At 69.8% G+C, this 21,863-nt stretch carries 15 protein-coding genes and 1 tRNA gene; 9 read left to right on the top strand and 7 right to left on the bottom strand.

Features of this window, described 5'->3' with window-relative positions; all coding sequences use genetic code 11:
- The first annotated feature begins 130 nt into the window (after positions 1-130).
- Positions 131-1,156 (top strand): LacI family DNA-binding transcriptional regulator, encoded by a 1,026-nt coding sequence (locus METY_RS09745; protein WP_103121198.1) that lies wholly within the window; start codon positions 131-133, stop codon positions 1,154-1,156.
- 721 nt (positions 1,157-1,877) lie between these two features.
- On the opposite strand, the gene METY_RS09740 is transcribed toward METY_RS09745, so the two are convergent.
- Positions 1,878-1,952, bottom strand: a tRNA-Val gene (locus tag METY_RS09740).
- 353 nt (positions 1,953-2,305) lie between these two features.
- Positions 2,306-2,674 carry a cell cycle two-component system response regulator CpdR gene (gene cpdR / locus METY_RS09735; RefSeq protein WP_020186943.1) on the bottom strand — a complete coding sequence of 123 codons (369 nt, stop codon included), beginning with the start codon at positions 2,672-2,674 and terminating at the stop codon, positions 2,306-2,308.
- Positions 2,675-2,847: 173 nt separating this feature from the next.
- On the opposite strand from cpdR, the gene METY_RS09730 reads away from it, so the two are divergent.
- From METY_RS09730 to METY_RS09720, 3 genes are all read left to right on the top strand, one after another.
- Complete coding sequence (locus METY_RS09730) at positions 2,848-3,741, top strand: N-formylglutamate amidohydrolase (protein WP_103121197.1); 894 nt, start codon at positions 2,848-2,850, stop codon at positions 3,739-3,741.
- Between the two features lie 439 nt (positions 3,742-4,180).
- On the top strand, positions 4,181-4,966 hold the full coding sequence (hisN, locus tag METY_RS09725) for a histidinol-phosphatase (RefSeq protein WP_103121196.1): 786 nt from the start codon (positions 4,181-4,183) through the stop codon (positions 4,964-4,966).
- Positions 4,967-4,991: 25 nt separating this feature from the next.
- On the top strand, positions 4,992-5,423 hold the full coding sequence (locus tag METY_RS09720; protein ID WP_103121195.1) for a DUF805 domain-containing protein: 432 nt from the start codon (positions 4,992-4,994) through the stop codon (positions 5,421-5,423).
- Between the two features lie 3 nt (positions 5,424-5,426).
- Here METY_RS09720 and METY_RS09715 read toward each other — a convergent pair whose 3' ends face one another.
- A complete protein-coding gene (locus METY_RS09715) occupies positions 5,427-6,413 on the bottom strand; it encodes an alpha/beta fold hydrolase (RefSeq protein WP_103121194.1) in 987 nt (328 codons plus the stop codon).
- A 195-nt stretch (positions 6,414-6,608) separates the two neighbouring features.
- On the opposite strand from METY_RS09715, the gene METY_RS09710 reads away from it, so the two are divergent.
- On the top strand, positions 6,609-7,073 hold the full coding sequence (locus METY_RS09710; RefSeq protein WP_103121193.1) for an Hsp20 family protein: 465 nt from the start codon (positions 6,609-6,611) through the stop codon (positions 7,071-7,073).
- A gap of 65 nt (positions 7,074-7,138) precedes the next feature.
- On the opposite strand, the gene METY_RS09705 is transcribed toward METY_RS09710, so the two are convergent.
- On the bottom strand, positions 7,139-8,206 hold the full coding sequence (locus METY_RS09705; RefSeq protein ID WP_103121192.1) for a threonine aldolase family protein: 1,068 nt from the start codon (positions 8,204-8,206) through the stop codon (positions 7,139-7,141).
- A 464-nt stretch (positions 8,207-8,670) separates the two neighbouring features.
- On the opposite strand from METY_RS09705, the gene gltB reads away from it, so the two are divergent.
- Positions 8,671-13,401, top strand: coding sequence for a glutamate synthase large subunit (gltB, locus tag METY_RS09700; RefSeq protein WP_244593583.1), 4,731 nt, complete (start codon positions 8,671-8,673; stop codon positions 13,399-13,401).
- 182 nt (positions 13,402-13,583) lie between these two features.
- Positions 13,584-15,008 carry a glutamate synthase subunit beta gene (locus METY_RS09695; protein WP_103121190.1) on the top strand — a complete coding sequence of 475 codons (1,425 nt, stop codon included), beginning with the start codon at positions 13,584-13,586 and terminating at the stop codon, positions 15,006-15,008.
- Positions 15,009-15,204: 196 nt separating this feature from the next.
- Here the strand turns inward: METY_RS09695 and METY_RS09690 are convergent, their stop codons facing one another.
- Both METY_RS09690 and METY_RS09685 read right to left on the bottom strand, forming a co-directional pair.
- Positions 15,205-16,659: an SGNH/GDSL hydrolase family protein gene (locus METY_RS09690; RefSeq protein WP_103121189.1), complete on the bottom strand. Its 1,455-nt coding sequence runs from the start codon at positions 16,657-16,659 to the stop codon at positions 15,205-15,207.
- A 49-nt stretch (positions 16,660-16,708) separates the two neighbouring features.
- Positions 16,709-17,929, bottom strand: coding sequence for a lytic murein transglycosylase (locus METY_RS09685; RefSeq protein ID WP_103121188.1), 1,221 nt, complete (start codon positions 17,927-17,929; stop codon positions 16,709-16,711).
- 259 nt (positions 17,930-18,188) lie between these two features.
- On the opposite strand from METY_RS09685, the gene galU reads away from it, so the two are divergent.
- Positions 18,189-19,067, top strand: coding sequence for a UTP--glucose-1-phosphate uridylyltransferase GalU (galU, locus tag METY_RS09680; RefSeq protein ID WP_103121187.1), 879 nt, complete (start codon positions 18,189-18,191; stop codon positions 19,065-19,067).
- A 115-nt stretch (positions 19,068-19,182) separates the two neighbouring features.
- On the opposite strand, the gene METY_RS09675 is transcribed toward galU, so the two are convergent.
- The gene (locus METY_RS09675; protein ID WP_103121186.1) at positions 19,183-20,643 is read right to left on the bottom strand and encodes an outer membrane beta-barrel protein; all 1,461 of its coding nucleotides are present in this window, start codon (positions 20,641-20,643) and stop codon (positions 19,183-19,185) included.
- A gap of 208 nt (positions 20,644-20,851) precedes the next feature.
- Here METY_RS09675 and METY_RS09670 point away from each other — a divergent pair, with 208 nt between their 5' ends.
- Positions 20,852-21,862 (top strand): KpsF/GutQ family sugar-phosphate isomerase, encoded by a 1,011-nt coding sequence (locus METY_RS09670; RefSeq protein WP_103121185.1) that lies wholly within the window; start codon positions 20,852-20,854, stop codon positions 21,860-21,862.
- The last annotated feature ends 1 nt before the right edge of the window (position 21,863 follow it).

Here is a 21,863-nt window from a genome sequence, read left to right as displayed (position 1 = left end):
CTGGTCCGCTCCGCGTTCCCATGTTGAAAAAATCCCTCGAAATAGTGGGTATGATCGACGCCTGGCCCTCGTTAGGATAGGCCTGTCGCGATGAACGGATTCGATTCCGGTTCATCTGGGGGAGGGTCGCGTGGTCAAAAAGGCAGGACGTGAGTTCACGATCCGCGACGTGGCGCGCTCGGCCGAGGTCGCGGTGGGGACTGTGTCGCGCGTGCTGAACGACCATCCCTCCGTCACGCGCGATGTGCGCGAGCGCGTCCAGCGCGCCATCGCCTCGCTCGGCTACGAGCGGAACGCGGTGGCGCAGAGCATGCGCAGCGCCCGCACCCACATGATCGCCTGCGCGATCAGGGACTTCGACATCCCCGGCTACGTCTCCTACGTGAAGGAGGCGGAGCGCATCTTCCGCGCCGCCGACTATACCTTCCTCCTGGCGAGCACGGCGAACGACAAGGCGGTGGAGCTGTCGCTGTTGCGCAAGTTCGCGCAACGGCGCGTCGACGGCGTGATGATGACGATCAGCGACGAGAACGACCCCGAGCTGATCGCGGCGGTCGAACAGGCCAAGATGCCGCTGGTCTTAATCGACCGGGAGATGATCCAGAGCGTCGACCGGGTGGCGGCGGACCATCGCTCTGGCGCGCGGCAGGCGACGGATTATCTGCTGTCGCTCGGCCACCGCCGCATCGCGCTGTTCGTCGGCGACCCTCATGCGCATCCGTCGCGCAGCCGCATCGCGGGCTACCGCGACGCCTTCAGAGCGGCGGGGCTGGAGCCGGACCCGTCGCTCATCCGCGACCACTCGCTGTCGAACGAGTTCACGTTCCGCGAAACCGCCGCGCTCATGCAGCGGCCCGAGCCGCCGACGGCCGTCTTTGTCGCGGGCATCGACATGCTGGCGGGAGCGATGCGCGCCCTGAAAGCCGCGGGCCTCGCCATCGGCCGCGACGTGTCGGTCGTGAGCGGCGGCGACTCCGACCTCGCGGAGCTTTCGACGCCGGCGATCACCGCGCTGCAGTGGGATCGCGCGGAAATGGGCCGTCACGCCGCCCAGATGCTCCTCGACCGCGTTACCGGCCGCACAACCGAACCTCCGCGCTGCGTCCGGGTGCCGGTCTCTCTCGTCGTGCGCGAGTCCTGTCGTCCACCCCGTTGATACAGGGCGAGCGGACGTCCCCGACTAGTGTCCTGGGGGGGGCAGCGCTCGTCGGGCGGCTGCGCTGATCCGCGCCGCGCACCGAAAGGGCTACCATCACCTCGTCCGTTTCATTCTGCTCGGCCTTCTACACCGGAACACGGCATGGAGCTCTGCTCGGGCTCCAGTGGGGACCGAACTCCACAGGTGGATGGGTCGATTTAGAGACGAACGTACTTCATCGGCGGGGAACAGCTCAGCGCGTGACGCGCAAGCGCCAGCCTCCGGCGCGGCTTCATAGGCGCCTTCGTCCGCACCTAAGAAGATGGCGGTCGGCCGATGAGGCAGCCTTCGCTAGGCTGACGGAGCGAGCGGCTGAGGATGGAAGATCATCAGTCTCCGCAATCCGCCACATCGTGCATGCACTGGCACGGCGAACCCATCTTGAAGGAACGGCGAGCCTTAGGCCGAGGCCGTCAAGGCGGCCGGGCGCGGGAACGACGTCACGTCGCACATACTGCGGCACACGGCTATCACCTGGGCCATGCACGCGCGTGTCCCGCCTTACGAAGCCGCGGGCTATTTCGGCGTGTCCATGAAGGTGCTGGAGCAAGTCTAAATGCACCATCATCCCGACCATCAGGTCGCAGCGGCTGGCGGATGAATGCGACCGTTTCCGTGGCCTTTTCCATGGCCAAAAAAAATGAGGCGGCCCGGAAGCTCCGGAACCGCCTCATTCTGTTGGTGGGCGTGACAGGGATCGAACCTGTGACCCCTACGATGTCAACGTAGTGCTCTCCCGCTGAGCTACACGCCCGGGCGGCGCTTGCGCGCTTGGCCGAACCTTGTGATCCCGAACCGCGCGGGAGGCGGTCCGGAACAGAGCGCCGGCTATATCGGATCGCTTTGGGGCATGCAAGGGGCCTTGCAAGCGGTCGCGCGACGCTTTGTGAGACGGATCAGCGCTCGGCCTCGTCGCGCTGTTTCCGCGCCGCTGCGCGCCGCCTCAGGCTGAGGAGCCAGAGCGGGACGGCGCAGGCCGCGCCAAGCGCGAATCCCTCTCCCACGCCCTCGAAGCCGGGCCGATCGAACGCGCCCGACGCCCAGATCAGCAGGGCGGCGACGATCAGGAGGGGCGGAACGAGGTCGCGAAGCGGCAGGGAGGCGGCCTCAGGCGGCGAGCAGCTTGTCGACTTCCGTCACCAGCTCGCGCAGGTGGAACGGCTTCGACAGGATCTTCGCGTCCTTCGGGGTCTGGCTGTCGGGGTTGAGCGCCACGGCCGCGAAGCCGGTGATGAACATCACCTTGATGTCGGGGTCGAGCTGCGTGGCGCGCCGGGCGAGCTCGATGCCGTCCATCTCCGGCATCACGATGTCGGTCAGCAGGAGCTCGAACGGCTCCTCGCGCAGGCGGTGGTAGGCCGACAGCCCGTTGTCGAAGGAGACGACCGAATGGCCGGCGTTCTCCAACGCCTTGACGAGGAAGCGGCGCATGTCGTCGTCGTCTTCGGCGAGCAGGATCTTTGAATTCGCGTTCACGGGGCGAGGGCCTTGCGTCTCGGCTGCTGAATCAAGTCATTCCATAAGTGCCCGGCTTGGTAAACAGAGCGTTTGCGCAGGCGTCGCGATGGACAGAAGCGTCGCCGTTCGGCAACTATCGCCCCCTCGGCGGGCCATCTCCCCGGCAGCCTTCCCGGAGCTTTCCGCGCACCGTGACGCACGTCTCGCCCAACGATGCGGTCGATCCCGCCTTCGACGTCGCCGAACCGGACGGCGGCGTGGGCGCGGCCACGTTCAACTCGCCCCATTCGGGCGCGACCTATCCCGCAAGCTTCCTCGCGGCCTCGCGGCTCGACCCGCGAACCCTCCGCCGGTCCGAGGACGCCTTCGTCGACGAACTGTTCGCCGCGGCGCCAAGCTTCGGGGCGCCGCTGATGCGCGCGCATTTCCCGCGCGCCTTCCTGGACGTCAACCGGGAGCCCTACGAGCTCGACCCCCGGATGTTCGACGGGCGTCTGCCGCCCTTCGCCAACACCCGCTCGCTCCGGGTCGCCGGCGGCCTCGGGACCATCGCCCGGATCGTGGGGGAGGCGCAGGAGATCTATGGCGCGCGCCTGCCGGTCGACGAGGCGCTCGCGCGGATCGAGACCTACTACAAGCCCTATCACCGGACGCTCGGCCGTCTCATCGCCCGCGCGCACCGGCTGCACGGCGCGGCGCTGCTGGTGGATTGCCACTCCATGCCCTCCGCCGGCGCGCTGCGCGAGGACCGGCCACGGGCCGACGTCGTGCTCGGCGACCGCTACGGCACGAGCTGCGCGCCGGCGCTGGTGGACTTCGCGGAGCAGACGCTGCGCGACCTCGGCTACCTCGTCTTGCGCAACCGCCCGTACGCCGGCGGCTACATCACGGAACACTACGGCGCGCCGGGCAGCGGCTTCCACGCCCTCCAGATCGAGATCAACCGCGCGCTCTACATGGACGAACGCGCGCACGCGAAGACCAAGGGCTTCGCCAAGGTCCAGGCCGACATGACGACGCTGGTCCGCGCGATCGCCGGCGCACCGCTCGCGGCTCTCGGCGTCCATCGACTCGCGGCGGAATAGACTTTCGTAGGCCCTATCCGAAAGTCCAAGTCGTTGCGAGGGTTTCGCCGATGGATCGATAGGAAAAGGACTTGCAAACGCGGCCAATCGCCGCCAATGTCCCGCCACCTGGACGACAGACAACAAAAAAAGGCCGCCGGCGTTAACCAGCGGCCCAAGTCTAGGGAGGAAACGCCCAAGGAGGGCGGCGGCGTCGCGACCGGAGATCGCAATGCCGCGCTGCAATAAGATGCGGCCGCGCCGCACAAAACGCAAGCTCTAATGACCTAAATCGCCGGCTGCGACTGCCTGTCGCAGTATCCGGCGTTTTCTTTTTGCTCTGTCGCGTTGCTTTCGCACCTGCGGCTGGGGATCGCGTCATCACGCTTGCTCAAAGCGCGCGATTTTGGCCCTCTGGCGCCCTCGCGTCCGCGGCGACGCCGCGCCAAGGAGCTCGTCCATGACGGCCGTCGATTTCACCGCCTTCGTCGATCGCCTCGCCGCCGCCTCGGGCGAGGCGATCCTGCCGTTCTTCCGCACGTCGGTCGGCGTCGAGGACAAGGGCCACGGCGGCGGCTTCGACCCGGTGACCGCGGCCGACAAGGCCGGCGAGAGCGTCATGCGGGCGCTGATCCGCGAGACCTTCCCCGAGCACGGCATCGTCGGCGAGGAGCATGGCGACGACCGGACCGACGCCGAATTCGTCTGGGTGCTCGACCCGATCGACGGCACCCGTTCCTTCATTCTCGGCATGCCGATCTGGGGCACGCTGATCGGACTCACCCGGGGCGGCGCGCCCTGCTTCGGGCTGATGAACCAGCCCTTCGTCGGCGAGCGCTTCTTCGGCGACGGCGCGAGCGCGAGCTATGCGGGACGCGGCGGCCAGCGCCGCCTGCGCACCCGCTCCTGCGCGCGGATCGAGGACGCGCTGATGATGTCGACCTCGCCGACCATGTTCACGGAGGAGGAGCGCGCGACCTTCGACGCCGTGTCGCGCGACGCGAAGCTCACCCGCTGGGGCGCCGACTGCTACGGCTACGCCATGCTAGCGGCCGGCCATGTCGACCTGGTGATCGAAGCCGACTTGAAGCCGTTCGACATCGTCGCGCTGATCCCGATCGTCGAGGGCGCGGGCGGGGTCGTCACGACCTGGGACGGAGGTCCGGCAACCGACGGCGGGCGTATCATCGCCGCGGGCGACAAGCGTCTGCACGCGCTCGCGCTCGAGCGGCTGGCGCGCAGGTGAGTCCGGGCCGTTCGGAGGGCGTGGGATGCTGACGCGCTTCTGCTCCACGTTCCTGTCGTTCCGGGGGCGCATCAGCCGGCTGACCTACTGGAAGCGCTCGCTTCAGGCAGGACTGATCGCGCTGCCCTTCGTGTTCGCCGGACTGCTCGCCGCGAGCTACAGCCGAGTCGCGTTCTTTGCGCTCGTGGGCATCGGCCTCGCGATCAGCCTGGGCAGCTGGGCGTCGATCACGGTCCGCCGTTTCCATGATCTCGGCCGCAACGGCTGGCTCGGCTTCGTCGCCGTCGGGCTGTCGGGCCTGTTGTCCTACGCGGTCGAGGAGGCGAGCGGCGCGCTCTTCGTGATGGCGGTGGCCGCGAGCTGCGTCTCGCTTGCGTTGCTGATCTACCTCGGCTTCGTCCGCGGCACCCCGGGCGCGAACGCCTACGGGCCAAACCCGCACGCGCCGGACGCCTGAGGGTCAGGCCAGCGTCCGGCTGCCCGGCACGAAGGCGTCGAACGCCGCCCAGAACAGCTCGCGAATCCGGTCGCGCTCCATCAGGATCTCGTGTTCGGCGCCGTCGAGGCGGATGTGGCCGCCGCCGCGGATGCGGGCGGCGAAGCGTTCGCTCGCTCGGGGATCGACGATGCGGTCGGCGCCGGCGGAGATGACGAGCGTCGGCGTGCGGAAGGACTCCGGCACGCCAGGCAGCGCGGTCGCCGTCATCGCCCGGAAGGCGGCGTGCACCCAGCCGATGGTGGGCGAGCCGAGCGCGAGGCCGGGCTCCTGCGTGATCAGCGCCACCGACCGGCCGTAACGCTCCGGATCCCGCGTCACCGGGTTCCGCTCGAAGGGGCGGAGCGCCATGATCCGGTCCCCACCGCGGGGGATGTAGGCGCCGGAGAATCCCAGCCGCCCGAGGCCCGTGGCGAGCCCTCGCGCGAAAAACTCGACCCGGGCGAAGGGCAGGCCGATCATCGGCGCGACGAGCACCAGCCGCTCGAACCACTGCGGCTGGCGCAGCGCGAGCGCGACCAGCACCGGCGCGGACATCGAGTGCCCCAGCGCATAGTAGGGGCCCGGCGCCTCCGTCAGCGCCACCTGCCGCATGAAGGCCTCCGCGTCGAGGCGGTAGTCGTCGAAGCTGTCGACATGGCCCTTCAGCGGGTTCGCGAGCAGCCGCTGCGAGCCGCCCTGGCCGCGGAAGTCGAAGGTCGCGACGGCGAAGCCGCGCTTCAGGAGGTCGTCTGCGACCTCGGCGTATTTCTCGATGAACTCGGCCCGGCCTTGGAACACGCAGACCGTGCCGCGCGCCGCGCCCTCCGGCCGCCACACCGCGCCGCGCAGGGCGACGCCGTCCGTCGTAACGAAGGTGCGGCAGACCGCGCCCGTGGGCTGCGGAACGCCGGGCGCGCTGACGAAGCTGTCGCGGACGGGCTGAAGCGCGGAACGCGTGGCGCGGATCACAAAAACCCCGAGTTCGGGCGGGCTGGAATCAAGCCTTAGCAGAGCCGTCGCGGGACGGCCACGGGGGGTCTTGCAAGCCCAAAACCGCCTTCCTACCTAACTCCTGTCGCAGGCCAACAGGCTGCGATCGTTGAACAAACGGCCCGGCCTCGATGGCGGGCCGCACGTCATGTCGCTTGAAAGAGGATATGTACCATGCGCCAGTTCGATCTCACCCCGCTCTACCGTTCGACCGTGGGCTTCGACCGTCTCTTCTCCCTGCTCGACAACGTCGCGGGCGGCGAGGCGGCTCCGGGCTACCCGCCCTACAACATCGAGCGCACGGACGAGAACGCCTACCGCATCACCGTCGCGGTGGCCGGGTTCGCTGAAAAGGACCTTGCGATCGAGGTGAAGGAAAACGCGCTCAGCGTCCGCGGCGAGAAGCAGCCGGAGGAACGTCGGGGCGAGGTGCTCCACCAGGGGATCGCCGCCCGCGCCTTCGAGCGCCGCTTCCAGCTCGCCGACCACGTGCAGGTGACCGGCGCGAACCTCGAGAACGGGCTCCTTCACATTGAGCTCGTCCGCGAGGTGCCTGAGGCGAAGAAGCCGCGCGCGATTCCGATCGGCGCAGGCGCGAAGCCCGCCGCGATCGAGGCTCAGGTGCAGCAGGCCGCGTAAGCGCCGCTCGCCCGAACCGAGAGGAAGCGCCCCGGGAGACCGGGGCGCTTTTTTGTGTCTAGTGGTCAGGCCGCCACGAGCGCTTGGTCGACGACGCCGAGCAGGCCGTCGACCTCCGCGTCGGTCGTGGCGAAGGACGCGATCAGGCGGGCGAAGACGTCGCCGGGACGCCCCTTCCGCTCGGGCCGCACGGCCTCGCTCGACCAGGTGTAGTAGACGCCGCCCGCAGCCTTCAGCGCGGCGTCGACCGCGGCGGGCAGATGCACGAACACCTCGTTCGCCTGGCGCGGGAAGGCGAGCGTCAGGCCGCGCGCCTCGAGCCCGCGCGCCAGCCGGTTGGCGGAGGCGTTGGCGCGGCGGCCGAAGGCGATCCAGAGGTCGTCCGCCAGCATCGCCTCGATCTGGGCGGCGATGTAGCGCCCCTTCGACCACAGGTGTCCGCTGCGCTTGCGCCGCTCCGCGAGGTCGGCGGCGAGCGCCTTGTCGAACACCACGATCGCCTCGGCCGCCATCGCGCCGTTCTTGGTGAAGCCGAACGACAAAATGTCGACGCCCGCTTTCCAGGTCAGCTCCGCGGGCGAGACGTTGGCGCTTGCGACCGCGTTGGCGAATCGCGCGCCGTCCATGTGGACGCGCAAGCCGCGCGCCTTCGCGACGTCCGCGAGCGCGCCGACTTCGGACGCCGAGTAGACCGTGCCAGCTTCGGTCGCCTGGCTGATCGTAAGGGCCGCCGGCGCCACGTGGGTCGGCGGCGTCCAGAAGTCGCGGTCCAGCAGCGCCCTCAGCCCGTCGGGCGTGATCTTCCCGTCGAGGCCGGAGACGCCAGCGAGTTTCGCGCCGTTGGTGAAGAACTCAGGGGCGCCGCACTCATCGTGCATCACGTGCGCCTCTTCGTGGCAGATCACGGCCTTCCACGGGGCGGTGAGCTGCGCGAGCGCGATGGCGTTGGCCGCAGTGCCGGTCGTGACGAGCGAGACTGCGACGTCGCGCTCGAACACCTCTGCGAGCTTGCGCTCCACCCGCTTGGTCGCCTCGTCCTTGCCGTAGGGGGCCGACAGGCCGGCGTTAACGCGCGCGAGCGCCGAGAGCACGGCGTCGGCCGCGGGCGCGGCGTTGTCGCTGACGAAGAACATGGGGGAGGCTCCTTAAGGCTTAGGCGCAAGGTCGCAGACGCTACCGGCGTGGCCCCCCGTTCGTCGAGGGCGATAGCCGGGAAAACGGCTGGGCGATGGGCGCCGGGCAGCTGGGCCGCTGGGGCCGGCGACATAAAATGTCGCGGCGCCCTGGCGCGCGTATGCTAAATTGCGCATAGCTGCCCGGCGGCGTCTGAAAATCGCCATATGAGCCCTTGGCGCCGCTTGTGCGCAGGCCGCCTTTCTGACATGTTCGCGCCCGCGATAGGACAGTAAGGCTGTCCATTTGCATGACGGCCACGTTCCTTATTCACTCAAGAACGGTTCCAGAGCTCGCGCCCTTAGCGTAAAGGGCGGCGGAGGATGGGGCCGGTCGCGTTGCGGGAACGCGCGTCGGTGACATCGCGAGACGCGGAACGAGCAACCATGCCGGCCTTCCAGCCGGCGGCATCATGGGGTGCGCCATGACCGAGACGATCGAGAACGAGATGACCTCTCCGGCGCACGGCTTCGACCGCGACGACGCGACCGCTCGCGCCGCCGCGAAACCGATCGCGATCGACCACGGCCTTCCGCCGGCGCAGGGCCTCTACGACCCGCGCCATGAGAAGGACTCGTGCGGCGTCGGCTTCGTGGCCGACATGAAGGGCCGCAAGAGCCACACCATCATCCAGCACGGCGTAAAGATTCTCGAGAACCTCGAGCATCGCGGCGCCGTGGGCGCGGACCCGCGCGCCGGCGACGGCGCCGGCATGCTGGTGCAGATCCCCCACAAGTTCTTCGCCGCGGAGGCCGAGCGTCTCGGCTTCACGCTGCCGGAGCCGGGCTTCTACGCGGTCGGCCACGTCTTCGCCCCGCGCGACCCCGCGGCCGTCGCGAACCTCAAGGCGGTGTTCGAGCGCGTGGTGGTCGAGGAGGGACAGACCTTCCTCGGCTGGCGCGAGGTGCCGACCGACAACTCCTCGCTCGGCGAGAGCGTGAAGCCGACCGAGCCCGTGCAGCTGCAGGTCTTCGTCGGCCGCTCGCCGTCGATCGACAGCGAGGACGATTTCGAGCGCAAGCTGTTCATCCTGCGCAAGGTGGTCTCGAACGAGATCTACGGTGCCGATCCGCGCGCCTCGTCGTACTACCCCGTCTCGCTGTCGTGCCGGACCATCGTCTACAAGGGCATGTTCCTGGCCGACCAGCTCTCGGCGTACTACCCCGACCTGAAGGACGAGCGGTTCGAGAGCGCGCTCGCGCTCGTGCACCAGCGCTTCTCCACCAACACGTTCCCGGCCTGGTCGCTGGCGCACCCCTACCGGATGGTCGCGCACAACGGCGAAATCAACACGCTGCGGGGCAACGTGAACTGGATGGCGGCCCGTCAGGCCTCCGTCGACAGCGAGCTTTACGGCAACGACATCTCGAAGCTCTGGCCCATCAGTTATGAGGGCCAGTCCGACACCGCGTGCCTCGACAACGCGCTCGAGTTCCTGGTGCAGGGCGGCTACAGCCTGGTCCACGCCATGATGGTGCTGGTGCCGGAGGCCTGGGCCGGCAACCCGTTGATGGACGAGCAGCGCCGCGCTTTCTACGAGTACCACGCCGCCGTGATGGAGCCGTGGGACGGGCCGGCCGCGATCGCCTTCACCGACGGCCGCCAGATCGGCGCCACGCTCGACCGCAACGGCCTTCGTCCGGCCCGCTGGTACGTCACCGACGACGACCTTGTCGTGATGGCGTCCGAGATGGGCGTGCTGCCCTTCCCGGAGAGCAAGATCGTCCGCAAGTGGCGGCTGCAGCCCGGCCGCATGCTGCTGATCGACCTCGCGGAAGGCCGCATCGTCTCCGACGAGGAGATGAAGTCGAGCCTCGCCGACGCGCGCCCCTACAAGGAGTGGCTCGCCAAGACGCAGCTCGTGCTCGAGGACCTGCCCGACGCGCCGGCGCCCCGGCCGCGCCCGGAGGTGAGCCTGCTCGACCGCCAGCAGGCCTTCGGCTACACCCAGGAGGACATCAAGCTCCTGCTGACGCCGATGGCGACGACGGGCCAGGAGGCGACCGGCTCCATGGGCACCGACACGCCGCTGTCGGCGCTCTCGACCCGCTCCAAGCTGCTCTACACCTACTTCAAGCAGAACTTCGCCCAGGTCACGAACCCGCCGATCGACCCGATCCGCGAGGAGCTCGTGATGAGCCTCGTGTCCTTCATCGGGCCGCGGCCGAACCTGTTCGACCTGGACGGCTCGTCCAAGAAGAAGCGGCTCGAGGTGCGCCAGCCGATCCTCACCAACGAGGACCTGGAGAAGATCCGCGCGATCGACGATCTGGCGGAAAGCCAGTTCCAGTCGCGCACGCTGGACACGACCTACCCCGTCGAGAAGGGCGCCGCCGGCATGGCGGACGCCATCGAGCGGCTGTGCGAGCGCGCGACCGCGGCCGTCCACGGCGGCTTCAACATCGTCGTGCTGTCGGACCGTCTGGTCGGCCCGAAGCGCATCGCGATCCCGGCGGCGCTCGCCACGGCGGCCGTGCACCACAACCTGATCCGCAAGGGCCTGCGCACCTCGGTCGGCCTCGTGGTCGAGAGCGGCGAGCCGCGCGAGGTGCACCACTTCGCGGTGCTCGCGGGCTACGGCGCCGAGGCGATCAACCCCTATCTGGCGTTCGAGACCCTCGCTTCGATGCACCAGGCGCTCGACTTCCCCGAGCGCGTGGACGCGACCGAGGTGCGCGCGCGCTACATCAAGTCGATCGGCAAGGGCCTGCTGAAGGTGATGTCCAAGATGGGCATCTCGACCTACCAGTCCTATTGCGGCGCGCAGATCTTCGACGCGGTCGGCCTGTCCAAGGACTTCGTCGACAAGTTCTTCACCGGCACCGCCACCCCGGTCGGCGGCGTCGGACTGGCGGAAGTCGCCGAGGAGACGGTGCGCCGCCACACGCTCGCCTTCGCGGACGTGCCGGTGCTGCGCTCCGCGCTCGAGGTCGGGGGCGAGTACGCCTACCGCATCCGCGGCGAGGATCATGCCTGGACGCCGGAGTCGGTCGCGGACCTGCAGCACGCGGTCCGCACCCGGTCCTTCGCCAAGTACGAGGACTTCGCGCGCGACATGAACGAGCAGGCCGAGCGCCTGCTGACCCTGCGCGGCCTGTTCCGCATCAAGACCGCTCAGGAGCGCGGCCGCGAGGCCGTGCCGCTCGAGCAGGTCGAGCCGGCGTCCGAGATCGTGAAGCGCTTCGTCACGGGCGCCATGTCGTTCGGCTCGATTAGCCGCGAGGCGCACGAGGCGCTCGCGATCGCCATGAACCGGATCGGCGGCAAGTCGAACACGGGCGAGGGCGGCGAGGAGCCGGAGCGCTTCATCGCGCTTCCGAACGGCGACTCGAAGCGTTCGGCGATCAAGCAGGTCGCGTCGGGCCGTTTCGGCGTGACGACCGAGTACCTGGTCAACGCCGACACCATCCAGATCAAGGTGGCGCAGGGCGCGAAGCCCGGCGAGGGCGGCCAGCTGCCCGGTCACAAGGTCGACGCCGCGATCGCCAAGGTCCGGCGCTCCACGCCGGGCGTCGGCCTGATCTCGCCGCCGCCGCACCACGACATCTACTCGATCGAGGATCTGGCGCAGCTCATCTACGACCTGAAGAACGTCAACCCGCAGGCTGACGTGTCGGTGAAGCTCGTCTCCGAGGTCGGCGTCGGCACGGTCGCGGCGGGCGTCGCCAAGGCGCGCGCGGACCACATCACCATCTCCGGCTTCGAGGGCGGCACCGGCGCGAGCCCGCTGACCTCGCTGAAGCACGCCGGCGGCCCTTGGGAGACCGGCCTCGCCGAGACCCAGCAGACGCTCGTCATGAACAAGCTGCGCGGCCGCGTCCGCCTGCAGGTCGACGGCGGCCTGCGCACGGGCCGCGACGTCATCGTCGGCGCGCTGCTCGGGGCGGACGAGTTCGGCTTCTCGACCGCGCCGCTGATCGCGGCCGGCTGCCTGATGATGCGCAAGTGCCACCTGAACACCTGTCCCGTGGGCATCGCGACCCAGGACCCGGTGCTGCGCAAGCGCTTCAAGGGCACGCCGGAGAACGTCATCGACTACCTGTTCTTCGTCGCCGAAGAGGTCCGGCAGATCCTGGCCGAGATGGGCGCGACGACGCTGGACGAGGTGATCGGCCGTTCCGACCTGCTCGACAAGCGGGAGGCCATCGGCCACTGGAAGGCGAGGGGCCTCGATTTCGCGAAGCTGTTCGCCAAGCCCGTGGTCGGCGCCGACGTCGCGATCCGCCACGCCGAGGTGCAGGACCACCATCTGGAGGCCGTGCTCGACCGCGACCTGATCGAGGCCGCGAAGCCGGCGATCGAGAACGGCGAGACCGTCGTGATCGAGCGCGCGATCAAGAGCCGCAACCGCTCCGCGGGCGCCATGCTCTCGGGCGCGGTCGCCATGGCGCACGGCGCCGCGGGCCTGCCCGACGACACCATCACGGTGAAGCTGACCGGCACCGCCGGCCAGAGCTTCGGCGCGTTCCTCGCGGCGGGCGTCACGATGCATCTTACCGGCGAGGCCAACGACTACGTCGGCAAGGGCCTCTCGGGCGGGCGCATCATCATCCGCCCGGCTGAGGACGCCGGTATCGTGGCGGAGGAGTCGATCATCGTCGGCAACACCGTGCTCTACGGCGCGATCGAGGGCGAGTGCTACTTCCGCGGTGTCGCGGGCGAGCGCTTCGCGGTCCGCAACTCCGGCGCGATCGCCGTCGTCGAGGGCGCGGGCGACCATGGCTGCGAGTACATGACCGGCGGCGTTGTGGTGGTGCTCGGCAAGACCGGGCGCAACTTCGCGGCCGGCATGTCGGGCGGCGTCGCCTATGTGCTCGACGAGGCCGGCGACTTCGCCGCGCGCTGCAACCTCTCGATGGTCGACCTCGAGCCGGTGCCGGAGGAGGAGGAGCTTCTGGAGGAGCTTCACCACCATGGCGGCGACCTCGAGTTCAAGGGCCGGATCCACGTCGATCCCGACATGACCCGGCACGACGAGGAGCGGCTGAAGCAGCTCATCGCGGCGCACCTTGCGCATACCGACTCCGCGCGCGCCAAGGCGATCCTCGACGACTGGGCGACCTACCGGAACAAGTTCGTGAAGGTGATGCCGGTCGAGTACCGCCGCGCGCTCCGTGAGATGGAGAAGGCGCGGACGCTGCAGGCGGCGGAGTGAGCGACGGGCTTCCGTCACGCGCAGGACATCGTCGTCCCGGAGCCCGCAGGGTCGCTCCGGGACCGTCATCAGGATAGAGCTTAACGCGGCGAACGATCGGCCCGGCGCCTCAGGCGCTCGGGCCGGAGAGCGACGCGCCGGGCGCGCTAGCGACAAGGGCCTCCGCGGGAGGAGACCATACGATGGGCAAGGTTACAGGCTTTCTTGAGATCGACCGGCAGGAAGCGCGGTATCAGCCGGCGTCCGACCGCATCCGGCATTACCGCGAGTTCACGCTGCCGCTGTCGGACGCGGAGGTCGCCGGCCAGGCGGCGCGCTGCATGGACTGCGGCATCCCGTTCTGCCACGGGCCGCAGGGCTGCCCGGTCAACAACCAGATCCCGGACTGGAACGACCTCGTCTACGCCGACGACTGGAAGGAGGCCTCCCGCAACCTCCACTCCACCAACAACTTCCCGGAGTTCACCGGCCGCATCTGCCCCGCGCCGTGCGAGGAGGCGTGCACGCTGAACCTCGAGAACACGCCGGTCGCGATCAAGACGGTCGAGCAGGCGATCGCCGACAAGGCCTGGGCCAACGGCTGGATCGCGCCCGAGACGCCGGAGGCCAAGACCGGAAAGACGGTGGCGATCATCGGCTCCGGTCCCGCGGGGATGGCTGCGGCCCAGCAGCTCGCCCGCGCGGGCCACGACGTCCACGTCTACGAGCGCGAGCCTAAGGCCGGCGGCCTGATGCGCTACGGCATCCCCGACTTCAAGATGGAGAAGCGCCACATCGACCGGCGCGTCGAGCAGATGGAGGCCGAGGGCGTCACGTTCCACTACGGCGTGAACGTCGGCGTCACCATGCCGGTCTCCGAACTGGTCGAGAGCCATGACGCCGTACTGTTCGCGGGCGGCGCGGAGCGCCCGCGCGACCCGCAGCTGCCGGGCCAGGACCTCAAGGGCGTGCACTACGCCATGCCCTTCCTGGTGCAGCAGAACCGGCGCGTCGGCTTTGAGAACCACATTCCGGAAACGCCGGTCGAGGCCTTCGCCAAGCACGTCGTCGTCATCGGCGGCGGCGACACCGCCTCCGACTGTGTCGGCACCTCGTTCCGCCAAGGCGCGATCTCGGTCACGCAGCTCGACATCCGGCCGGTGCCGCCGAAGGTCGAGGACAAGCTGCTGACCTGGCCCTACTGGCCGACGAAGTTCCGCACCTCGTCCAGCCAGGCTGAGGGCGCGGAGCGCGAGTTCGCCGCGGTCACGTTGGGCATCGAGGGCAAGAACGGCAAGGTCGTGGGCGTGAAATGCGCCCGCGCCGACGCCAAGCGCCAGCCGATCCCGGGCTCCGAGTTCGTCCTCAAGGCCGATCTCGTTTTCATCGCGCTCGGTTTCTCCGGGCCGGTGAAGGAGGGCCTCGTGGAGCAGTCCGGCGTCGCGCTCGACAAGCGCGGCAACGTGCTGGCCGACGAGACCAGCTACGTCACCTCGAACCCGAAGGTGTTCGCCGCCGGCGATATGCGCCGCGGGCAGTCGCTGGTGGTGTGGGCGATCCGCGAGGGCCGTCAGGCCGCCAACGCGATCGACACCTTCCTGATGGGCTCGTCCAAGCTCCCGCGCTGACGAGGCCGCGGGCGATCGCTCAAAGCATCGCTCTGCTCGCGTCCCGGACTCGATCCGGGACCCTGACCCCGCGGGCGGGAGAACGAGCAAACGGCCGCCCTTGGGGTTTTCCCGCCGCGCCGTGTTTTTGGTCCTGGATCACGTCCAGGACCCGAGCGGCGGCGCCGGCGCGACGACGTTCAGGGAGCCTTCAGGCTCAAGACTTCGGCTTGGCCGGCTCAGCGGGGGCGTCAGGCTTGGCTGCGTCCAGCTTGGCTGCGTCCGGCTTGGCGGGCTCGGCTTTCGGGGCGTCCGCGCCTGGCCAGCGGTGGTCGTCGAGCCGGCCGGGGTCGGCGTTGAGCGCCTCGCCGCGCACCAGCAGACGCTCCACGGCGTCCGAACGCGGCCCGGACGCCGCGCCCCCCAAGAGGGCGCCGCCCTCGGAGCGCCGCGGCGCGGTCAGCACCACCACCGGTCCGGCAAGCGGCTTCGGCCGATCGACGAGCGGCGAGGCGTTGGGTTCGCCGCCGTTCGGCGTCGCGCCGACGAGGGCCTCGGCCGGTTTCGGCTGGTAGGACTTGCGGATCTCCTGCTCGACGTAGTGCGCGAGCTTACGGGAGCCGGCTTTGGAGAAATGCACCCCGTCTTCGAGCCGCAGGCGCGCGTTCTGGCCGTCGAGCTGCGGGCCCACGGCGGCGTAGTCGCCATTCTCGTCGACGAAGCCTTCCCAGACGTCCACGAAGGTGCCTCCCGCCGCCTGCACCCGTTCCTTCACCATGGCGTTCAGCGCGATCAGGTCGGAGTTCGCGCGGGCGCTGGAGGAGGGCGCGAGGCCGACCCAATAGACCGGGATGTTCTTCGCCTTGAACGGCGCGATCAGCGCGTCGACCCGCGCGAGGTAGCGCTCGCGCCAGCGCGGCGAGAGCGGCGCCGCGTCGCGCATGTCGAGGAACGGCTGGCGGTCGTTCACGCCGACGTCGATCACCGCATAGGCGAGCGGGCCCTCGTCCGCCGCCTTTCGGGCGGCTTCCGCGAAGTCGTGGTAGTCCGCGCGCACGAGGCCGGCGTTGGGGCGGGCGTAGCGCTTGATCCCGATCTCGGGCGCATCGGCGAAGGCCTCCTGAAGCCCGCCGGCGAGACCGTCCGCGACGCTGTCGCCGAGCACGGCGACGAAGACGCTGGGCGGCGTGACAGGGGCGGCGGGATCGCCGGTCGGGATCGGCGGCACCGGCGTCGGTGTGGGCTCCGCGGGCTTGCGGCGGGCGCGCGGCTTCGGCCGCACCTCGACCGCTCCCGGATCGCGGCGGGCGGTCCAGCCGTCGTCGATCTCCGGATCGCGGGGCCGCGCGCCGAACAGGCGCTGCAGGAAGTTGGGCTGGCTCTCGCGCCGGCGCACGTAGCGAGCGGCCTCGTCCAAGGCCCGCCTCCGCTCCGCCTCGCGGCGCGCCAGCGCCTCGCGCCGGTAGGCGTTGACCCGCTCGTCGATCATGCGGTCTTCGTCGTAGCGGTCGTAGGACCGCTCCCGCACGTATCCGCCGGGCGCGTCGTAATAGCGGCGGTAGTAGCCCTCCTGGGCCAAGGCCGGGGCGAGCGAGAGCGCAAGCCCGCTCAAGGCCAGACTGACAGCCAGCAGGCGCGCTGGGAACGCGCCGGTCGGGGTGCGCCGGATCATGGCGCTAACGCTACCATGATCCTCCGGCCCCGACCATGCGGCCGGCTCCTCAGCGGGCCGAGCGCAGGTGGCGGAGCAGCGAGACGCCGGCGTAGCCGTCCGGCGCGAGGCCCTGGCGCTGCTGGTAGGACATGATCGCCTCCCGGGTCGCGGGTCCGATCTTGCCGTCGGGCTCGCCGATGTCGAAGCCGCGGCGGGCGAGCAGCGCCTGCAGCTCCAGCCGCTCCTGTTCGTCGAGCGGCTTGTCGTGGTTCGGCCAGGGGGTCACGAAACCGCCGCCGCCGCGGATGCGGTCGGCGAGGTGCCCGACCGCGAGGGCGTAGCTGTCGGCGTTGTTGTAGCGCTTGATGACCCGGAAGTTCTGCATCATCAGGAACGACGGCCCGCGCGGGCCGGCCGGCTGCAGCAGGGTCGCGACGTCGGTCGCGCGGGCGAAGCCGCCGCCGGAGGCGCGCTGCACGCCCGCCGCCTGCCACCGGCCGAGCGGCATCTTGGCGCCGGCCTTGGCGGTCACGCCCGCCGGGATGATGACCTCGTAGCCCCAGGTCTCGCCCGAGCGCCAGCCGTGCTTCTTCAGGTAGTTCGCAGTCGAGGCCAGGGCGTCCGGCACCGAGGTCCAGATGTCGCGGCGGCCGTCGCCGTCGCCGTCCGCGGCGTAGGCCTTGAAGCTTGTCGGCATGAATTGGGTGTGGCCCATAGCGCCGGCCCAGGAGCCGATCATGTTTTCCGGCGTCACGTCGCCCCGCTGCAGGATCTGCAGCGCCGTGATCAGCTCCTTGCGGAAGAACTCCGGCCGCCGCGTCTGGCAGCAGGCCAGCGTCGCGAGCGCCTCGATGACGTTGTGGCCGCCCATGGAGCCGCCGTAGTTGGTCTCCATGCCCCAGACCGAGAGAATGGCGTAGCGGTCGACGCCGGTCGAGCGCTCGAGCGCCGCGAGCGTCTTGCCCCACTGCTGGTAGTTGGTCCGGCCGGCGTTGATGCGCGTGTCCGACACTCGCGTGTCGATGTACTGCGCCATCGTCGTCTTGAACTCGGGCTGGTACTGCGACTTCTCGATCGCCTCGCGGTCCGGCTTAAGGCCGCGGAAGGCGCGGTCGAAGGTCCCGGCGCTGACGCCCGCGGCCGCAGCCTGCGGGCGGAGCTGGGCGACGAAGGCCTGGAACCGCTGGTCGATCGCATCCGCCGCGGCCGGACTCGCGGAAGCGAGGCCGAGCAGGGCGGCGGTCAGCGTGGCGCTGGCGAACCGGACGGGGCGACCTGCAAAGCGCATGTCCACGTCTCCTCTGAGCCGGGCCGCCGAAGCCGCCCGATTGCGTTCATCATGTCTGCGGGCAGCATACGCGCCAGAGTTTGCATTCGGTTAACCGCGTTCGGCCTTGATGATCAGCAGGACGTGAGCGCCGAAACGGTCTCGCGTCGCTCTCCTTCCGCGCCGCGCCTTTACGCGGCGGCTCTCAGCCCCAAAACTACGCACGGACGACGGCCAATGGACCGCCGTTCACAAAAAGACGCGAACGCCCGGAGAACCAATGTCCCGTCCCATCCGCAAGGCCGTGTTTCCCGTCGCGGGCCTCGGCACCCGCTTCCTCCCCGCCACCAAGGCGGTGCCGAAGGAGATGCTGACGGTGGTCGACCGGCCGGTGATCCAGCACGTGGTGGACGAGGCCCGCGAGGCCGGCATCGAGCATTTCATCTTCGTCACCGGGCGAAACAAGGGCGTCATCGAAGATCACTTCGACAAGCAGTTCGAGCTCGAGGCGACGCTGGAGCGCCGCGGCAAGCTGGACGCGCTGCGCCTCCTCAAGGAGGACCTGCCGAGCGCCGGGCAGGCGAGCTTCACCCGTCAGCAGGAGCCCCTCGGCCTCGGCCACGCGGTGTGGTGCGCGCGCGAGCTCGTAGGCAATGAGCCTTTCGCGCTGCTGCTGCCCGACATGCTGCACCAGAGCGAAGACCGCAGCTGCCTCGCCGAGATGATCGACGTCTACAACGCCGCCGGCGGCAACGTGGTCGCGACCTACGAGGTGCCGGACGACCAGACCCACCAGTACGGCATCGTCGGCGCGGGCGAGAAGATCGGCAAGGGCTTCAAGATGACCTCGATGGTCGAGAAGCCGAAGCCGGGCACCGCGGAATCGAACTACGCCATTTCCGGCCGCTACATCCTGCAGCCCGAGATCTTCACCCTGCTTGCGAAGCAGGAGGCGGGCGCCGGCGGCGAGATCCAGTTGACCGACGCCATGCTTACGCTCGCCAAGGAGCAGCCTTTCTCCGGCTTCGCCTTCGAGGGTCGGGTGTTCGACACCGGCTCCAAGATCGGGTTCCTCACGGCGAACGTCGCCTACGCGCTCGAGCGCGACGATTTGGTGGGCGATTTCCGCAAGGAGCTCGAGGCCCTGCTCAGGGGCTGAGGCGCGCCCTCAACGCTGCGGCCGATCCTACCCGCGACGTCGTCCTCCGGCTTGGCCGGAGGACCCGCCTCCGGCGTCGAGGTCCACGTTCGTTGGCGCACGTGGGCGCGCCCGGTCAGCGCCTGAGACGCAGGCCGACCTCGATGATCGAGGAGCTGTAGCCCTCGCCGCTCTCGGAGCTGGCGAGCTTCTCGTGCTGGAAGCTGCCGATCAGCGAGAGCGACCGGTTCAGCCGGTACTCGCCCTCGAGCGCCAGGGTGACGGCGTCGTCGATGCGGCCGATGCCTCTGTAGTCGAGCCGCTCCACGGTCGCGCGGGCCGTCAGCAGCACGTTGCGGCGCAGCGCATGCTCGACCGCCACTCCGACCGAGCGCGTCAGCACGCCGCTCGCGCCCGAGAGGTTCGTCTCCTGCAGCGCGCTGCGGGCGTTGAGCCGCACGGTGGTGAGCGCGGTCGGGACCCAGGCGATCGAGCCGTCGATCAACAGGCCCTCGACCGGATCGAGGCTGTTGTCCTTCGGCGTCTGGCGCCCGTAGCCCAGCGCCAACTCGCCGGCGATCAGCCGCGTCGCCTCGAACTTCGCGCCGGCCCGCAGCGCGTAGCCGTCCGAGCCGCGCCGCACGCCGGCGTCGTCGACCGACCGGTCGTAGTCGCGCGTGTCCACCGCGATCTCGGCGAAGGGCTGCAGCCGTGGCGAGAGCTCGTAGGCCCCGCGCAGCCGGACCTCGTAGGCGTTGTAGATGCGGTCGGAGTTGTCGAGCTTGCCGCCGCCTTGGAGCGGACTGTCGTCGTAGAGGTAGCGGTCGAACAGCCCGTCGAGCTGCAGGCTGAAGCGGTTGAAGCGTTTCGCGACTCCCAGCGTCGCGCCGTAGGACTTCTGGATCTCGTCGCCGTCGACGTCGGTCGGAGTCTCCGGGTCGCCCGGGCTCGAGGTGGTGATCGAGGCGCGAAGCTGGGTGACGATCTGCGTGTCGTCGGTCACGTCGATCCGGCCGTCGACGGTCGCGCTGGCCTGCGGCTCGAGGCCGATCTCGGGGGCGTTGGTGAACTTGCGGATCTGGCCGCTGAGCCGCACCTCGAGCTGGTGGCGCGACCAGTCGGAGACCGCGTCGAGATCGCCGCGGAGGCGTCCGTAGGCCGAGCCCCTGCCGCCGCTCTTCACCTCGTTCGGATTGGTGTCGTAGCCCGCTGTGCTCTCGAGCGTCGGCCGCAGGATGAAGGCGCCTGCCCGGATCCCCGTGGGGCTATAGGGCTCGTCCGCGAGCCGGCGCGCGCGCGGCACGCGCGGCGGCGCCCCGAGGCCCGCGCGCGACCCCGCCAGCGGGTCGCCGATCTGGAGTTGGGTGGTCAGCGGCTCCTCGACCGCCGCGGCGCGTGGCGCGGCCTGCGGCTCCCGGCCGTAGGCGCCGCCTGCGAGCGGCTGGGGCTCGGTCCCGCCGTAATCGCCCCCCGCGAGCGTGTCGGGGTCGAGCCGGCGCAGCGGTTCGTCGTCGAGAGCCTCCTGACCGCGCGCGACGCCGGCCGCCGCGACGAGCGCGACGAGGGCGAGGGCTGCAAGGCGCTGCGCGCGCGGCATGGCGTCCTTGGAACGGCGCGTGGACGGGGACCGGCGCGGCGCGAACCGGCGGCGTGGTTAACGACCTTGAAACCATCGTGGTTAACAAAGCCTTGCCGGGGGCCCGCTGGAGGCCTGCTTGGCGCGATCGCGGCGGCGGTGCTAGTTAGGGGGTTCGTCAAGGGCCCGCGCCTAGCGGACCCGCCGCATACCAGGACTGATCCGTTCGATGGCCGAAGCTCTGCGCACCCCCCCGTCCCCCGTGGTGACGACGCCGGCGCAGTCCGTCGCCTCGGCGCTGCGCACCGTGGAGACCGAAGCCGCGGGCCTCTCGGAGCTGGCCGCGGCGCTGAACGGAGCTCTGGGCGCCCCCTTCGCCTGCGCGGTCGAGACGATCGCAGCGGCGCGCGGGCGCATCATCGTCTCCGGCATGGGCAAGAGCGGCCACGTGGGCCGCAAGATCGCGGCGACCTTCGCCTCCACTGGCACCCCTGCCTTCTTCGTGCATCCGGCCGAGGCCAGCCACGGCGACCTCGGCATGATCACCTCCGACGACGTGGTGCTCGCGCTGTCGTGGTCCGGCGAGACCGCGGAGCTGCGCGACATGGTGCACTACACCGGCCGGTTCCGGGTGCCGCTGATCGCCGTCACCTCGCGCGAGGACAGCGCGCTCGGCCGCGAGGCGGACATCGCGCTGGTGCTGCCGCGCGCGACCGAGGCCTGCCCGCACGGCCTCGCCCCCACCACCTCGACCACCATGCAGATGGCGATCGGCGACGCGCTGGCCGTCGCGCTGCTGGAGAGCCGCAGCTTCACGCCGTCCGACTTCCGTCGGTTCCATCCCGGCGGCAAGCTCGGCGCGGTGCTCACCTTCGTCCGCGACGCCATGCATCAGGGCGAATCCGTGCCGCTCGCGCCGCTCGGCACCAAGATGTCCGAGGCGCTGATCGTGATGTCGGCGAAGAGCTTCGGCTGCGTCGGCGTGACGGACGCGGGCGGCGCGCTGGTCGGCATCGTCACCGACGGCGACCTTCGCCGCCACATGGGCCCCGGCCTCACCGCCATGGCGGTCGAGGAGGTCATGACCCGCTCGCCACGCACGGTGCGCTCGACCGACCTCGCCGCCCAGGCGCTGAGCGAACTGCAAAGCCGGGCGATCACCGCCCTGTTCGTGGTGGACGGCGGCAAGCCGGTCGGCCTCGTCCACATCCACGACCTGCTCAAGCTCGGCGTGGCGTGAC

The sequence above is a fragment of the Methylopila sp. Yamaguchi genome (genome assembly GCF_002897035.1).
Taxonomy (GTDB): domain Bacteria; phylum Pseudomonadota; class Alphaproteobacteria; order Rhizobiales; family Methylopilaceae; genus Methylopila.
Note: the sequence above shows the minus strand (reverse complement) of the source record. Positions and strands in the feature narration are given on the sequence as shown.

Excerpts from the sequence above, each read along its gene's own strand:
- METY_RS09720 (WP_103121195.1), top strand. The coding sequence starts at position 4,992 with ATGCTGACGCGCTTCTGCTCCACGTTCCTGTCGTTCCGGGGGCGCATC.
- galU (WP_103121187.1), top strand. The coding sequence starts at position 18,189 with ATGTCCCGTCCCATCCGCAAGGCCGTGTTTCCCGTCGCGGGCCTCGGC.
- gltB (WP_244593583.1), top strand. The coding sequence starts at position 8,671 with ATGACCGAGACGATCGAGAACGAGATGACCTCTCCGGCGCACGGCTTC.
- METY_RS09705 (WP_103121192.1), bottom strand. The coding sequence starts at position 8,206 with ATGTTCTTCGTCAGCGACAACGCCGCGCCCGCGGCCGACGCCGTGCTC.
- METY_RS09670 (WP_103121185.1), top strand. The coding sequence starts at position 20,852 with ATGGCCGAAGCTCTGCGCACCCCCCCGTCCCCCGTGGTGACGACGCCG.
- METY_RS09675 (WP_103121186.1), bottom strand. The coding sequence starts at position 20,643 with ATGCCGCGCGCGCAGCGCCTTGCAGCCCTCGCCCTCGTCGCGCTCGTC.
- METY_RS09710 (WP_103121193.1), top strand. The coding sequence starts at position 6,609 with ATGCGCCAGTTCGATCTCACCCCGCTCTACCGTTCGACCGTGGGCTTC.
- hisN (WP_103121196.1), top strand. The coding sequence starts at position 4,181 with ATGACGGCCGTCGATTTCACCGCCTTCGTCGATCGCCTCGCCGCCGCC.
- METY_RS09695 (WP_103121190.1), top strand. The coding sequence starts at position 13,584 with ATGGGCAAGGTTACAGGCTTTCTTGAGATCGACCGGCAGGAAGCGCGG.
- METY_RS09685 (WP_103121188.1), bottom strand. The coding sequence starts at position 17,929 with ATGCGCTTTGCAGGTCGCCCCGTCCGGTTCGCCAGCGCCACGCTGACC.
- METY_RS09690 (WP_103121189.1), bottom strand. The coding sequence starts at position 16,659 with ATGATCCGGCGCACCCCGACCGGCGCGTTCCCAGCGCGCCTGCTGGCT.